General features: G+C 71.4%; 13 protein-coding genes. 11 read left to right on the plus strand and 2 right to left on the minus strand.

All coding sequences use genetic code 11. From position 1 onward, the window contains the following. Positions 1–44: 44 nt before the first annotated feature. Positions 45–740, plus strand: a complete 696-nt coding sequence (locus ACFWXQ_RS01530; protein WP_386267276.1) for an alpha/beta fold hydrolase — start codon at positions 45–47, stop codon at positions 738–740. A gap of 39 nt (positions 741–779) precedes the next feature. Here ACFWXQ_RS01530 and ACFWXQ_RS01535 read toward each other — a convergent pair whose 3' ends face one another. Both ACFWXQ_RS01535 and ACFWXQ_RS01540 read right to left on the minus strand, forming a co-directional pair. Next, positions 780–1,499 (minus strand): peptidoglycan-binding protein, encoded by a 720-nt coding sequence (locus tag ACFWXQ_RS01535; RefSeq protein WP_383956072.1) that lies wholly within the window; start codon positions 1,497–1,499, stop codon positions 780–782. Between the two features lie 236 nt (positions 1,500–1,735). Next, entirely contained in the window at positions 1,736–2,482 is a 747-nt protein-coding gene (locus ACFWXQ_RS01540; RefSeq protein WP_383956069.1) for a methyltransferase domain-containing protein, read from the minus strand. 328 nt (positions 2,483–2,810) lie between these two features. On the opposite strand from ACFWXQ_RS01540, the gene ACFWXQ_RS01545 reads away from it, so the two are divergent. The 10 genes from ACFWXQ_RS01545 (at position 2,811) to ACFWXQ_RS01590 (ending at position 14,425) form a co-directional block, all read left to right on the plus strand. Next, positions 2,811–4,067: an ATP-grasp domain-containing protein gene (locus ACFWXQ_RS01545; protein WP_383956065.1), complete on the plus strand. Its 1,257-nt coding sequence runs from the start codon at positions 2,811–2,813 to the stop codon at positions 4,065–4,067. Positions 4,068–4,408: 341 nt separating this feature from the next. Then, positions 4,409–5,266: a Rossmann-like domain-containing protein gene (locus tag ACFWXQ_RS01550; RefSeq protein ID WP_383956074.1), complete on the plus strand. Its 858-nt coding sequence runs from the start codon at positions 4,409–4,411 to the stop codon at positions 5,264–5,266. After that, positions 5,263–6,348, plus strand: coding sequence for a PLP-dependent cysteine synthase family protein (locus ACFWXQ_RS01555; RefSeq protein WP_386267279.1), 1,086 nt, complete (start codon positions 5,263–5,265; stop codon positions 6,346–6,348). The genes ACFWXQ_RS01550 and ACFWXQ_RS01555 overlap by 4 nt, the downstream gene beginning before the upstream one ends. Further along, complete coding sequence (locus ACFWXQ_RS01560) at positions 6,345–7,445, plus strand: mandelate racemase/muconate lactonizing enzyme family protein (RefSeq protein ID WP_383946920.1); 1,101 nt, start codon at positions 6,345–6,347, stop codon at positions 7,443–7,445. Before ACFWXQ_RS01555 ends, ACFWXQ_RS01560 begins: the two co-directional genes overlap by 4 nt. Continuing rightward, positions 7,429–8,661, plus strand: a complete 1,233-nt coding sequence (locus ACFWXQ_RS01565; protein WP_383946838.1) for an MFS transporter — start codon at positions 7,429–7,431, stop codon at positions 8,659–8,661. Before ACFWXQ_RS01560 ends, ACFWXQ_RS01565 begins: the two co-directional genes overlap by 17 nt. After that, positions 8,658–9,437 (plus strand): class I SAM-dependent DNA methyltransferase, encoded by a 780-nt coding sequence (locus ACFWXQ_RS01570; protein ID WP_383946841.1) that lies wholly within the window; start codon positions 8,658–8,660, stop codon positions 9,435–9,437. The genes ACFWXQ_RS01565 and ACFWXQ_RS01570 overlap by 4 nt, the downstream gene beginning before the upstream one ends. A 59-nt stretch (positions 9,438–9,496) precedes the next feature. Beyond that, complete coding sequence (locus ACFWXQ_RS01575) at positions 9,497–11,074, plus strand: ABC transporter substrate-binding protein (RefSeq protein ID WP_383946844.1); 1,578 nt, start codon at positions 9,497–9,499, stop codon at positions 11,072–11,074. Beyond that, positions 11,071–12,024 (plus strand): ABC transporter permease, encoded by a 954-nt coding sequence (locus tag ACFWXQ_RS01580; protein ID WP_383946847.1) that lies wholly within the window; start codon positions 11,071–11,073, stop codon positions 12,022–12,024. Before ACFWXQ_RS01575 ends, ACFWXQ_RS01580 begins: the two co-directional genes overlap by 4 nt. Next, a complete protein-coding gene (locus ACFWXQ_RS01585; RefSeq protein WP_383946850.1) occupies positions 12,021–12,878 on the plus strand; it encodes an ABC transporter permease in 858 nt (285 codons plus the stop codon). Before ACFWXQ_RS01580 ends, ACFWXQ_RS01585 begins: the two co-directional genes overlap by 4 nt. Next, on the plus strand, positions 12,875–14,425 hold the full coding sequence (locus tag ACFWXQ_RS01590) for an ABC transporter ATP-binding protein (protein WP_383946853.1): 1,551 nt from the start codon (positions 12,875–12,877) through the stop codon (positions 14,423–14,425). The genes ACFWXQ_RS01585 and ACFWXQ_RS01590 overlap by 4 nt, the downstream gene beginning before the upstream one ends. The last annotated feature ends 52 nt before the right edge of the window (positions 14,426–14,477 follow it).

Genomic DNA, 14,477 nt, shown 5'->3' on the forward strand with positions numbered 1-14,477 from the left:
GACCGCGCCACGGCCTGGGACCTCGGACCGAGAAGGGCATCAACGTGCAGCTCAACACCCGTACGTGGGGATCCGGCGACAAGAGCGCCGTGCTCGTTCACGGCATCATGTCCGACTCCCGCACCTGGCGGCGGGTCGGACCGGCGCTGGCCGAGCGCGGGTACCGGGTGGTCGCGGTGGATCTGCGCGGGCACGGTGCGTCGCCTCGCGGCGAGTACAGCCCCGCGCTCTTCGCCCGCGACCTCGTGGACACGCTGACCGGGCGCGCCGACGTGGCCATCGGGCATTCCCTGGGCGGACTCGCGCTCTCGCTGGCCGTCGACCGGCTGCGGCCGTGCCGGGCGGTGTACTGCGACCCGGTCTGGGCGACCTCCGCGCCCGACCGGCGGGTCGACGCGGCCGCGTTCGTCGAGGGCAGGAACGCGACGCGCGAGCACATCGCCCGGCTCAACCCCCGCTGGGACGAGGCCGACATCGACATCGAACTCGCCACCCTCGCGGACTGGGATCCCGACACCGCCCACTTCCTCGGCGACCGCCCCCTGCTCGGCTTCCTGCCCGCCCAGCCGGTGGTCCCCTCACTGGTCCAACTCGCCGACCCGAGCTTCCTCATCGGCCCCGAGGACGCCGCCCACCTACGAAAGAGCCACTTCGAGGTCCGCACGGTCCCCGGCGCGGGCCACACCATCCACCGCGACGACTTCGACGGCTTCATGAAGTCGCTGGAGGGCTGGATCTGACCTGCCAGGACAAGGAGTTGGAGGCGCGGCGCCGCCGTTCTAGGAGGCCGTGCGGGATTCGAGATCGTTGCGGGTGTCGTTGCCGTAGACGCCTGATTCGTCGCCCCGGATGCCGTACCAGAGCTGGAAGCGGGCCACCGCCTCGGTGAGTGTGGCGTCGTAGCGGCCGGAGGCCGTGCCGCCCTCGTACACGTTGGGGATGCGGAGCAGTCGTTCCTGGAGGTCGCTCACCTCCGGGCCGCTGTCGCCCTCGCGGAGGGTGCCGGCTCCGTCGGGGTCGGGGGCGGCGGCGGGCTGGGACGGTGTCGGGGCCGACGACGCGGCCGGGGGCGGTGCCTGTGCCTTGTCGTCGGTGGCGTCGCGGTCCCAGGTGAGCACGAGAGCCGCGCTGAATCCCGCCAGGGCGGCGGCCACCGCGGCGATGGCGATCGCCGTGCGGCGGAACAAGGACGTATGTCCGTGCGCCGACGTCCGGGCGACCTTGCGGCCGCCTGTGCCGCCCTGGTAGTGGTCCTCGCTGGCGAAGTCGGCGATGTACGGCGGCAGTTCCTGGGTGTCGTCCTCCGCCGTACGAGGCAGTGCGGCGGTGTCCGCTACCGGGACCGCCACGAATTCGTACCCGTCGTCCGGGTCGCGTTCCCTCTCCTGGACCTGCCGCACCAGCTCCGACAGGGCTCCGGACCGGCGGCGGCGCATGACGTGGGTAGGTTCCAGCGCCGAACGGTTCGGTGGCAGTTGTGGGTCGGACGGTGTCGACAACCTGCTCTCCCTCCGGGCGGTACTGAGGAGTGATACGGGTACCCCCGCCCGGAAGTTCAACAGCGGCCCGCCGAGTTGATCGCCCTGGGCGCGGGCGACCTCCGCGCGAGGTCGGTTTCTCGACGGGACCGGCCCCCTTTTGAAGCCGGCAGCCGGCAGTCGGCAACCGACAGCTACAGCCGACAACCAGGTGGCTCCGCCAGTACGTCGTACCGGCGGAGCCGACCCGGCACCCGTCAGCGGTTCATCAGCGCGAACACACCCCAGCCCAGGTACTCACGCTGATAGCGCACGTGACGTACAGGTCCGGTGGTGAGGTCCTCGCGCATCTCGTCCGCCATCTCGTCGTCGGGATGCGCGTCGAGCCAGCGCCGGGTGTTGAGCCACTGCGCGGCCACGTACCGGTCCCAGCTGTCCTGGTCGGCGAGGACCATCTCCACCACGTCGCAGCCGAGCCGGCCGAAGAGTTCGAGCAGCTCGGGGAGCGGGCGGTAGTCGTCCTTCGTGGTGGCGTAGCAGCCCTTGACGGTGGCCTGGTCCCGGGGCTCCCGGCGCCAGTACGGCTCGCCGATCAGCATGATCCCGCCGGGGGCGAGGCTCCGGCGGAGCAGTTCGACCGTGCCGGCCGCCCCGTCGCCGATCCAGGTGGCGCCGAGGCATGCCGCGACGCCGACGGGCTCGTCGGCGACATGGCCGGTCGCGTCCCCGTGCCGGAAGGCGACGCGGTCGGTGACCCCGAGCTCCGTCGCGCGGGCATGCGCCGCGGCGAGGAACTCGGTGCTGATGTCCACTCCGGTGCCGGTCACCTGGTGGTCGCGTGCCCAGGTGCACAGCATCTCGCCGCTGCCGCAGGCGAGGTCGAGCACGCTCGTCCCGGGTGCCAGGCCGAGGGCCCTGCCGAGGGTGGCCAGCTTCTCGCTGGTGAACGGGTTGTGAATGCGGTGTCCGCTCTCGCGGATGGTGAAGCTACGTGGAAGATCCACTTCTGGGATTCCTTCGGTCCGAGGAGGTCGTGGTGGCTGGAGTACGCAGCCCGTCGTACGCGGCCGCGCTCGTCTGAACCGTCATCTCCCGCACCTCATTCGGTAGACACACCATCACTCGTCACTCATCACTCGGACCGGGCGAGGCTAGGTCCGCCCGTCCGGCCCTGTCCACCGGATTTTTGCCGCGTCGGCAACAAGGGCAGGCAATCAGATGACAATGAAAATGATTGTCGATAACGTGTGCGTCGGTCACGCCGTCCGCGCCCCGCCATGGGGCGCCCCTGGCGTGCCCGGAACCTCAACCGGCATGCACGAAAGGGGAGTTGTGGCTCATCTGTTGGTGGTCGAGAGCTGGGTCGGGTCTATGAGCAGACTGCTGCCACGGGCGATCCGGGAGGGCGGGCACGAGTTCACGTTCCTCACCCGCGATCTGCACCACTACCTGCGCTCCGCCCCGGAGGGCACGGCCCACCCCCTGCTCGCGGCCCGAAATGTACTGACCGCCGACACGAACGACGTCGACACCCTGCTGCCGGAGACCGAGCGGCTGCACGGGGCTCTCGGCTTCGACGGGGTGGTCACGTCCTGCGACTACTACCTGCCGACCGTGGCCCGGATCGCCGCCCGGCTGGGGCTCCCCGGTCCCACGCCGGAGTCGGTGGAGAACGCCTGCCGCAAGGACACGACCCGCCGCGTTCTCGGCGAGGCCGGCGTCCCAGGCCCGCGCTTCGCCGTCTGCGCCGACCGGGCAGAGGCGGAGGAAGCCGCGCGGGAGCTCGGCTTTCCGCTGGTGGTCAAGCCGGTCGACCTGTGCGCGGGCATGTATGTGCGGCGCGTGGACGACGAGCGCGAGCTGGCGGACGCCTGTCGGGCGATCGCGGGCTTCCCGGTGAACGCCCGCGGCCAGGTCCGGGCGCCCGTCCTCCTGCTCGAAGAACTCCTGGACGGGCCCGAGGTCAGCGTGGAGACCGTGTCGTTCGACGGCACGACCCATGTGGTGGGCGTGACCGACAAGAGCGTCGGCGGAACGCCCGCGTTCATCGAGACGGGCCACATGTTCCCGGCCGCGCTCGCCCCTGCCGACACGGAGGCCGCCCAGGACACCGCGGTGCAGGCGATCAAGGCACTCGGCCTCGACTCCGTGGTCGCCCACACCGAGATCAAGCTCACCGTCGCCGGTCCGCGCCTCGTCGAGGTCAACCCCCGCCCGGCCGGAAACCGCATCACCGAGCTGATCAGGCACGTCACCGGAGTCGACCTGGCCGCGGCCTGCGTGGAGGTCGCTCTCGGCCGCGCCCCCGACCTGCGCCGGAGCGAGACCGGGCTGCGCAGCGCCGCCGTCGGCTTCCTGGTGCCCGACACGGCGGGGACGCTGGAGTCGATCGACGGATCCGACCAAGTACGCGGTTCTCAGGGCGTGTTGGAGGTCCAGCTCGCCGAGCCGGGGCGGGTGGTCAAGGCCGCGGGGAGCAACAACGAGTACCTCGGTCATGTGATGGCGGGTGACGCGGAGGGGCTCGGGGCACGGGCCCGTGTCGAGTCGCTGCTGTCCGGGCTGAAGCCGTGGGTGAGCGCCCGATGAGCGGGACGGTCGTCGGCGCGGGGGCAGCGGCTCCCGCCGTCCAGGAGAGGGCAGCCCCGGCCGCGTCGGACATCACACCCTCAGCCCCGCTCGACGCCACGTTCTCAGCCTCGGACGGCACCACGGCCCAGGCCCCCTCCGACGCCACGCCCTCAGCCCCGCTCGGCGCCACGCCCTCAGCCTCGGACGGCACCACGGCCCAGGCCCCGTTCGACACCTCGGCCCCGGCTCCGGCCGACACCTCGGCTCCGGGTCCGGCCGACACCTTGGCCCCGGCTCCGTCCGACACCACGGCGCCGGCTCTGTCCGGCACCACGGCCCCGGCCTCGTACGACGACCTGATGAGCCGTGCCCTGGCCGGCCGGCTCGGCCCCGACCCCCACACCCTGCACATCTCCGTCGCGTTCACCACCAGCCAGGTGGTACGTCATGACGGGCGCCGCGGCGGATACCGCAACGAGGTGCTCAGTCTGCGCCTCGACCGGGCCGTCGGCTCGTGTGCGGTCGAACCGGGGGCCTTGTCCGAAGGCGCGGTGGACGACTGTGTCGGCGCGGACGTGGCACGGCTACTCAAGCATCCGCTGGCGCCGGTCAGGGTGGCCGCGCTGGACGCGTATCTGATGCATGTCACTCCGCACACGCCGGAGAACGGGGCACTCCCCCGGCCGCTGCCCGCCGGGAGCTCCCTGGAGAAGTCCCGCGAGCGGGCGAAGGCGGTCGTCGAGCTGCTGGACGTCCTGCCTGGGCAGACCGTGCTCGTCGTCGGGGTCGTCAACTCCCTTCTGGAGGCGCTTCGTTCACGTGGGATCCCGTACATACCGTGCGATCTCAAGGGTGGCCGGACGGAGTGGGGCGAGCCGATCGTGTCGGACGCGCTGGCCGAACTCGACCGCTGTGATGCCGTGTTGGCGTCCGGTATGACGCTCGGCAACGGGTCCTTCGAGCCGTTGCGGAAGCATTCCCTGCGCACCGGCAAGCAGTTGGTGATGTTCGCGCAGACGGGAAGTGCCGTCCTGCCGCGTTTCCTCGGCGCCGGAGTGAGTGCGGTGTGCGCGGAGCCGTACCCGTTCTTCTGGCTCGACGGCGGTCCCGGCGTCATCCACCGCTACGGACACGGACACGTGCATGGGCATGGACGCGGCTACGAGTCCGGTCGCCCGTCCGGACATCGCGACGGCTCTACGGAGGCCGCGCTGTGACGACGGCCGCGCTGCACCCCCTCACCGCAAACCCCGATCTCCTCGCGCTCCTCGGCCGCACCCCGCTGGCCCGGGTGACCACCGATCTGCCGTGCCCCCAGCCCGGTTTCTGGGCCAAGCTCGAAGGGCTCGGCGCCGGTGGCATGAAGGCGCGGGCCGCCGTGTCCATGCTGCTCGGCGCCCGCGAGCGGGGTGAACTCCGGCCCGGCGCACCGGTGGTGGAGTCCACCTCGGGGACGCTGGGCATCGGTCTCGCGTTCGCCGGGCAGGCACTGGGCCATCCCATCGTGCTGGTCGGCGACACCGAACTGGAGCCGTCCATGCGGCAGTTGCTGCGCACGTACGGGGTCCGTCTGGAACTCGTCGACCGTCCGGCGGCCGTGGGCGGTTGGCAGGCGGCGCGGCTGGCCCGGCTGCGGGAGCTGCTCGCGGTGCTGCCGGACGCGTACTGGCCCGACCAGTACAACAACCCCGACAACATCGCCGGGTACGCCTCGCTCGCCGCCGAACTCGCCACCCAGCTGGACCACTTGGACGTCCTGGTGTGCAGTGTCGGCACGGGCGGTCACAGTGCCGGCGTGGTGGGGCCGTTGCGCAGGCACTGGCCGGGGCTGCGCCTGATCGGTGTGGACGCCACCGGCTCCACGATCTTCGGCCAGCCCGCCAGGCCCCGCCTGATGCGCGGTCTCGGGAGCAGCATCCATCCGCGCAATGTGGCGTACGAGGCCTTCGACGAGGTGCACTGGGTCGGCCCGGCAGAGTCGGCGGACGCCTGTCGGCGCCTCGCTCGCGGCAGCTTCGTCAGCGGCGGCTGGAGTACCGGAGCGGTCGCGCTCGTCTCGGCATGGGCCGCCCGTGTCCATCCCGGGGCCGTGGTCGCGACCGTCTTTCCCGACGGGCCGCACCGCTATCTCGGCACGGTCTACGACGACGACTTCACGGCCGCGCACGGCCTCGACCCGGCCGGTGCCGCCACCCGGCCCGTCGAGATCCCGCATCCGCGTGCCGTCGAGGCCACCGGCTGGGTCCGCTGCGCCACGGTCACCGACCCCCTGCACACCTCCTTGGAAGGGAGCCCGTGAAGGCCACCCTGCGCACCGTGCGGCTCGAACTCGCCGAGCCGCTGCGCATATCCCGTTCGACGATGACCGCCCGCGACGCCGTCTGGCTGACGGTCGAGCACGAGGGCATGACCGGCCACGGCGAGGCCGTCACCAGCGTCTACTACGGTCTCAACACCGCAGAGCTGCAACGGCAGTTGTACGAGGCCGGTCTGGATCTGGGCCGTTTCGGCGACCCCGAGAGCGCGCTGCGCGAGCGGCCCGCGGGCGACCGGCCGCCGGCGGTGACCGCCGCCGTCGAGGCGGCGCTGCTCGACCTGTGCGGCAAGCGGTCCGGTGTCCCCGTGCACCGGCTGCTCGACGCGAAGAACGCCCGGACCGCTCCGAGTGGTCCGAGCGGGCCGAGTGTTTCGAGTGGTCCGAGCACTCCGAGTGCCCGGACCGCCCGCACCATCGGGATCGTCCCCGCCGAGCGCGCCGCCGTGCAGGCCCGCTCGCTCGCGGACAGCGGCTTCACCCTCATCAAGGTCAAGGCGGGCACTCCGGACCCCGAGGACGACCTCGACCGCATACGAGCCATAGCCGCGGCCGCGCCCCGGGTCCGGCTGCTCCTCGACCCCAACGGCGCCTGGACGTCCGCCCAGGCCCTGCAACTGCTCCCCCGTTACGCCGAGTTGGGCGTAGAGGCCGTCGAACAGCCCCTCGCCCCCGGTGACCCGGAGGCGCTGGCGCGGCTGGCCGAGCGCTCACCGCTGCCCCTGATCGCCGACGAGGACGCCGTCACGTACGAGGACGTACGCCGTCTCGCGGGCCGCGTGCACGGCGTGAACGTCAAGCTCGCCAAGTGCGGCGGTCCGTACGCGGCCCTGCGGATCGCCGAGTTGATCGCGGGCAGCGGCACCGAGCTGATGCTCGGCTGTCTCACCGCCAGCACCCTCGGCCTGGCGCCCGCCGTGCATCTCGCCGACCGTGCCCGCTGGGCCGACCTCGACGGACATCTGCTGCTCGCCGACGACCCGTGGACCGGCATCGGGGGCGCCGACGGCGTCGTACGGGCCAGTGCTCTGCCCGGGCTCGGAGTACGGGAGAGGCGGGTGGGACGTGAAGACGCTGCATGAGATACGTGGCTTCTCGCCCGCGATCCGGCTGCTCCTGGTCAACCAGCTCGGCGTCAACACCGGTTTCTATCTGCTCATCCCCTATCTGGCCACGCATCTGGGCGAGGACCTGGGCATGTCGGCGGCCGTCGTCGGGATCGTGCTCGGGGTGCGCAACCTCAGCCAGCAGGGGCTGTTCCTCATCGGCGGATCGGCCGCGGACCGGCTCGGTGCGCGCGGCGTGATCATCGCCGGGTGCGCGGTGCGTACGGTCGGCTTCGCACTGTTCGCGCTCGGGGACGGGCTCGCCGTGCTGCTCGCCGCGTCCGTGCTGAGCGGGCTCGCGGGGGCACTGTTCAACCCGGCCGTGCGGGCCTATCTGTCGCAGGAGGCCGGTGAGCGCAAGGCCGAGGCGTTCGCGCTGTTCAACGTCTTCGCGACCACCGGCGCGCTGATCGGGCCGCTGCTCGGCAGTGTGCTGCTGCTGTTCGACTTCCGGGCCTCCGCGCTCACGGCCGCCGGGATCTTCGCGGCGCTGACCGTGGCTCAGGCGCTGGTGCTGCCGGCCCGTGCGGTGCCGAAGAGCACAGGCGGTGTACTCGCGGACTGGCGTGAGGTGGTGGGCAACCGCGCGTTCCTGGCCTTCTCGCTCGCCATGGTCGGCATGTTCACCCTGGAGAACCAGCTGTATCTGCTGCTGCCCGACGGCGCCCAACGGGCCACCGGCTGGGACGGCGCGGCCGGGCTCGTCTTCCTGGTGGGCACGCTCGCCAATCTCGCCCTGCAGATGCGGCTGACGCGGGCTCTCAAGGACCGCGGCCATCAGGCGATCGGGGTCGGGCTCGCCCTCATGGGCCTCGCCTTCCTGCCGCCGATGCTGGTGTCGGGTGCCTCGCCGGAGGTGTGGCACGCCGTGCCCGTCCTCGTCGGCGTCCTGTTCCTCTACGTCGGCGTCATGGTCGCCCAGCCCTTCGTGATGGAGCTGATCCCCGGCTTCGGGCGACCGGAGCTGACCGGCACGTACTTCGGGATCTTCTACATGGTGTCCGGGATCGCGGCGGCCGTGGGCAACACGGTCGTCGGCTGGACCATGGACACCGGTGACCAGCGGGGAGCCTCCTGGCTGCCGTGGGCCTGCTGCCTGGTCTTCGGTCTGGTGTCGGCCGCCGGCGTCACCTGGCTGCGTCGCCTCAGGGCGCTGCCCGAGCGGCCCGTGCCCGTGGGGGCGACGGTATGACGAGCGGGAATCTGCTGACCGACAACCCGGAGCTGTACGAGGCCCGGTTCCCCGATTCCGAGCGGCTGGCCGGGCGATGGGCCGAGGACTGTCTGCGGCGGTACGCGGCCGGTCCGAGGGTCCTCGACCTGGGCTGCGGCACCGGCCGGGACGCGGCCCAACTGCACGCGTCCGGGCGGACGGTCGTCGGGGCCGACCTCTCGGAGGCGATGCTGGCGTACGCCCGCGACCGGCACCCCGGCCCGCAGTACGTGCGCGCCGATCTGCGGGACTTCTCGCTCGGAGTCTTCAACGCCGTGGTGTGTCTGGACAGTTCGCTGCTGTACTGCCACACCAACGACGACCTCGACGGCTTCCTCACCTCCTGTCGCCGGAGCCTGGCACCCGGCGGGCTGCTCGTCGCCGAGATGCGCAACGGGGCCTACTTCCTGGGCCGCGACGACTTGTTGAACACGCCGAACGTCAACTCCTTTGCCTGGCAGGGGACTTCGTACCGGTCGACGACCACGCTGTACGTCGACCGCACCGCGCAACTCCTGCGCCGTACCCGTGTGTGGACCGCCGACGACGACTCGGCTCCCGTCGAACAGCGGTCGGCCTGGCGGCTGCTCCTCCCGCTGGAGCTACGCCACTTCCTGACGTCTCACGGCTTCACTGTGCTCGCGCTGCACGACGGTCCGGGGCCGCGTACCGAACCGCCGTGGCAGGAGGGCGACCTGCCCGGGACAGCGGCCGACGCCGACCGGCTGCACGTGGTGGCCCGGCTCGACGCGTGACCGCACGACGCATCCCTGCCCCAACCGCTTCATCCATCTCACAGAGCAAGGACATCGTCATGCAGGAATACCCCGGCCTCCGTCGCAGAGGCTTCCTCGCCGCCGCCTCGGGGGTGGGCGCCCTCGCCCTCGTCGGCTGCGGCAGTTCGGACAACGACTCGGGCTCGGGCGCGGGGAGCGGCAACGACGGGAAGCCCCGGCGCGGCGGGCGGCTGCGGGCCGCGTTCGCGGGCGGCGGTGCGAGCGAGACCCTCGATCCGCATCTGGCCAATCTGTTCGCCGACGTGGCCCGTGCCAAGGCGCTCTTCGACAAGCTCGCCGACTACGGCGACGACCTCTCCGCCCTGCCGCGCCTGGCCTCCGGATGGGAGCCGAACGCGGGCCTCGACCGCTGGAAGGTCACCCTGCGCAAGGCGGACTTCCACGACGGGAAGCCCGTCACCGCCGAGGACGTCCTGTTCAGCTATCGCCGTATCGCCGATCCCGAGAAGGCGTTCCGCGCGAAGGCCTCCCTCGAACCGATCGACGTCAAGGCGAGCCGGGCGATCGACGAGCGGACCGTGGAGTTCGTCCTCAAGCGGCCGACCGCCGAATTCCCCAACGTGCTGGCCGCGTTCGGCGCATACATCGTGCCCGCCGGGACGACGGACGCCGACTTCGACAAGAAGCCGGTCGGTTCCGGGCCGTTCCGCTTCGTGTCGTTCGCGCCGGGCCGCTCGGCGGTCTTCCGGCGCAACGACGCCTACTGGGACGGCGCCCCGCACCTCGACGAGGTGGAGTTCGTCGTCGCCAACGAGGAGTCCGCGCGGGTCAACGCGCTGCTCGGCGGACAGGTCGAGTACGCCCATGAACTCAACCCGACGACCGCGCGCGCCCATGAGGGCAAGGGCCAGATCGAGATCGTTCGGCTGCGGAACAGCGCCATGCAGGCCTTCGCCATGAAGACGGACCGGCCGCCCTTCGACGACAAACGGGTCCGGGAGGCGTTCTTCCTGATCGCCGACCGCCAGGAGCTGATCGACGGCGCGCTGTCCGGGGCGGGCGTGGTCGGCAACGACCTGTTCGGCAAGGGGTACGAGTACTACGCGGACGGCCTGCCGCAGCGCGAGCAGGACCTCGACCGGGCCCGTTCCCTCCTCAAGAAGGCGGGCGCGGAGAAGCTCAGGGTCACGCTGGACACCTCGGCGGTCGCGGCCGGATTCACCGAGGCTGCTGGCATCTTCCGCGATCAGGCCGCCAAGGCCGGTGTCACCGTCGAGGTGAAAATGGGCAGCAAGGACTCGTACTGGGCGGACATCCTCAACTCCGGAACCCTGTGCTGCTACCGCTCGGGGGCCATGCCCATCGAGTCGCACATCTCGCAGCGGCTGCTCACCGACTCCACCACCAACGCCACCAAGTGGCACCACAAGGACTTCGACGCGCTCTACCAGCAGGCGCAGTCCACGAAGGACGAGAAGGACCGCGCCGCCGTGTTCGGGCGGATGCAGCGCAGGCTGTACGCCGAGGGCGGTTTCCTGGTGTGGGGGTTCGCCGACTGGATCATCGGAACGGGCCGTACGGTCAGGGGAGTTGAGCGGAAGGCGCCCGCGAACACGCTCGACTGGGCGCGGTTCGACAAGGTCTGGCTGGCGTGAGCGGACTTGGCTCGTGGGCCGCCCGGCGGCTGCTGCTCGGTGGCGCGCAGACCGTGGCCGTGGTGGTGCTGGTCTTCGCTCTCACCGAGGCGCTGCCGGGCGACGCGGCGGTGGCCCTCGCCGGGGACCAGCCGGATCCGGCGCGGATCGCCGCCATCCGCGAGGCGCTGGACCTTGACCGGCCCGCGTACGAACGGCTCGCCGACTGGGCAACGGGCCTGCTGCACGCGGACTTCGGCAACTCTCTGACGTCCGGGCGGCCCGTCTCCTCGTACATCTCCGGCGCCTTCGGTCCCACTCTGCTCCTCGCCGGTCTCACGGTCGCGTTGCTGGTGCCGGTCGGGGTCGGGCTCGGGGTGCTGGCCGCGCGGTTCGAGGGGCGGTTCGTGGACCGGCTGGTCAGTTCGGTGACGCTCGGGGTGTACGCGGTACCGGAGTTCGCGTTCGGGGTGCTGCTGGTGACGGTGTTCGCGCTGCGGCTCGACTGGCTGCCGCCGACGGCGGTCGGCTACGGCACGGATCTGCTCGCGCATCCGGCCGCGCTCGTGCTGCCGGTGCTCGTCCTGCTGTCCCGGCCGGTCTGCTCGCTGTCCCGGCTGGTGCGCGCCGGGATGATCGACGCACTCGCCTCGCCGTACGTCGCGCAGGCCCGCCGGTACGGGATCCCGGGCGCCCGGGTGCGGTACGCGCACGCCTTGCCGAACGCGATGGCACCCGCGGCGCAGCAACTCGCCCGCACTGTCGACTGGTTGTTGTGCGGGGTGATCGTGGTGGAGGCGCTGTTCGTGATTCCCGGGCTGGGGACCGTACTGATGAACGCCGTCGCCGAACGGGATGTGCCGGTGGTGCAGGGGCTCGCGGTGGTCTTCGGGGTGATCACCGTGGTGTTGAACCTGGGGGCCGACCTGGTCACCCACCGGTTCGCGCCACGGGCGGAGGTGGCCGCGTGAGGGGGCGGACGAAGTGGCTGCCGTCGGGGCGCTTCGCGCTCGGGGCCGCCCTGGTGTGTGTACCGCTGGTACTCGCCCTGTTCGGGCCGCTGTTGGCGGGTGAACCCGGGCCGCGGGCCGTCTCGTTCACGCTCGGCGGCGGGCACTGGCTCGGCACGGACTTCGTGGGGCGTGACGTGTGGCGGCAGGTGCTGTTCGGTGGCCGGCCCGTGGTGGTCGTGGCACTCGCGGCGACGACGCTGGCCTATCTGGTCGCGCTGCCGGTCGGGCTGATCAGCGCACTCACCCATCGGACCTGGTTGGAGGAAGTGCTGATGCGGCCGCTGGACGTGCTCCTCGCCGTGCCGTCGCTGCTGATGATCCTGCTGGTCGCGTCCGTGTTCTCACCCGGGGCGGCGGGTCTCGCCCTGCTGGTGGCGCTCGTCAACATCCCGGACGCGGCACGTATCGTGCGCGCCGCGGCGGCCGATGTGGCCTCGCGTCCGGCGGTGGAGGCGCTGCGGATGCAGGGCGAGTCGTGGTGGCGCATCGCCGTCGGCCATGTCGGCCGGTCGATCCTGCGACCGCTCGCCGCCGACGCGGGCGTACGGCTGACAGGTGTCCTCTATCTGGTGGCCACGGCCGCGTTCCTGGGCATCGGAGTGGCCCCGGACGCGGCCGACTGGGCGGTGATGGTGGACCGCAACCGTACGGGCCTGTTCGTGCAGCCGTGGGCCGTGGTGGTCCCGGCACTGCTGATCGTGACGCTGACGATGGGGTGCAATCTGCTGTTCGACGCGCTGCTGGGGACTCAACGAGACGGTGTTCGTCGTGACATCGGTGTACGTGATCTGGTGAAGGAGCCGCGTCCGTGAGCGAGTCGACCGCGGTGGCGGAGATCGAGGAGCTGACCGTCGAGGTCGGGGGGCGACGGATCGTCGACGGGGTGAGCCTGCGGGTTCTGCCGGGGAGGGTGACCGCGCTGGTGGGTGCTTCCGGCAGCGGGAAGACGACTACAGGGCGTGCGCTGCTCGGCGAGTTCCCGGCGGGCGCGCGCGTGACCGGCTCCGTACGGGTGACCGGCTCCGTACGGGCGGACGAGGTCCTGGTGGGATACGTTCCGCAGCATCCGGCGGCGGTGCTCAATCCCGCGCGGCGGGTGGGTGCGCTGCTGTACGACATCGCGCGGTGCCGCGTGCGTGAACTGCCTCGCCGTGCCCGCCGGGCAGCGGCGCGGGAGCAGGTCCTGAACGCCTTGGAGATGGCACAACTGCCGGATGGATCGCGGCTGTTGAGGCGCTTTCCGCATCAGCTCTCGGGCGGGCAGCAGCAGCGCGTCGTCCTCGCTCAGGCTCTGCTCCTCGGTGCGCGGGTCGTCGTCGCGGACGAGCCCACCACCGGGCAGGACGCTCTGACGAAGCGACGCGTGGTCGACGAGCTGGCGGCCGTGGCCGCGCGGGGTATCGGCGTCGTCCTTCTCAGCCACGACCTTGAGACCGTACGCGCGCTCGCCGACGAGGTACTCGTCATGCGGGACGGCCGGGTCGTGGAGTCAGGGCCGACGGAACGGGTGTGGCTCGCGCCCTCGCATCCGTGGACGCGTGAACTCCTCGCGGAGCAGCCGACGTTGAGGGGTGATACACCGGCGAGGTCGGATTCGCTTACAGTCCTGCACGTCCGCGATCTCCTGGCCCGGCACCGCGATGTCGAGGTACTGCATACGCCGGAACTCGCCCTCCGATCCGGCGAGTGCCTCGCCGTTCTCGGCCGCTCGGGCAGCGGAAAGACGACCCTCGCCCGGTGCGTGGCCGGACTCCATCGAAGGTACGAAGGTGAGGTGCTGCTCGACGGGGTCGCGCTGCCGCCGAGTCTGCGCGACCGTACTCGCGGTCAACTGGCGGCTGTGCAGTACGTGTTCCAGGACGCACGTGCCTCCTTCGACGAGCATCGGCCGGTGCTCGACCAGGTGGCCCGTACGGCGGTTCGGTTGCGTGGGGTCCCCCCTCGGGAGGCGCTGGCCGAAGCGTCGAAGGTGCTCAACAGCCTTGGTCTGGCTAACGAGTTGGCGGCCCGCTCACCTGCCCGGCTCTCCGGTGGCGAGCTTCAACGGGCGGCGCTGGCCCGGGCCCTGCTTGCCCGGCCTCGGGTTCTGGTGTGCGACGAGATCACCTCCGGGCTCGACACGGTCACCCGCCGGGGCATCCTCGACCTGCTCGCGGGGCTGCTGCGAGACCGCGGCGACCTGTCCCTCGTACTGATCACACACGACCTGGACACCGCCCGACTCGCCTCCAGGATCGCGGTGTTGGATGCCGGGAAGGTGGTTGAGCAGGGTCCGGCCGAGGACGTTCTCACAGCGCCGGCGCATCCGTTCACCGTGTCCTTGGTGGAGGCTTCGGGGCGTTCGAGAGTGCGGCGGTGACCGGCGGATCCTGTGCGGCGGTGACCGGCGGATCCTGTGCGCCGTGAAGTCG

This window comes from Streptomyces sp. NPDC058697 (genome assembly GCF_042715345.1).
In the GTDB taxonomy this organism is placed as follows: Bacteria; Actinomycetota; Actinomycetes; order Streptomycetales; family Streptomycetaceae; genus Streptomyces; species Streptomyces liliifuscus.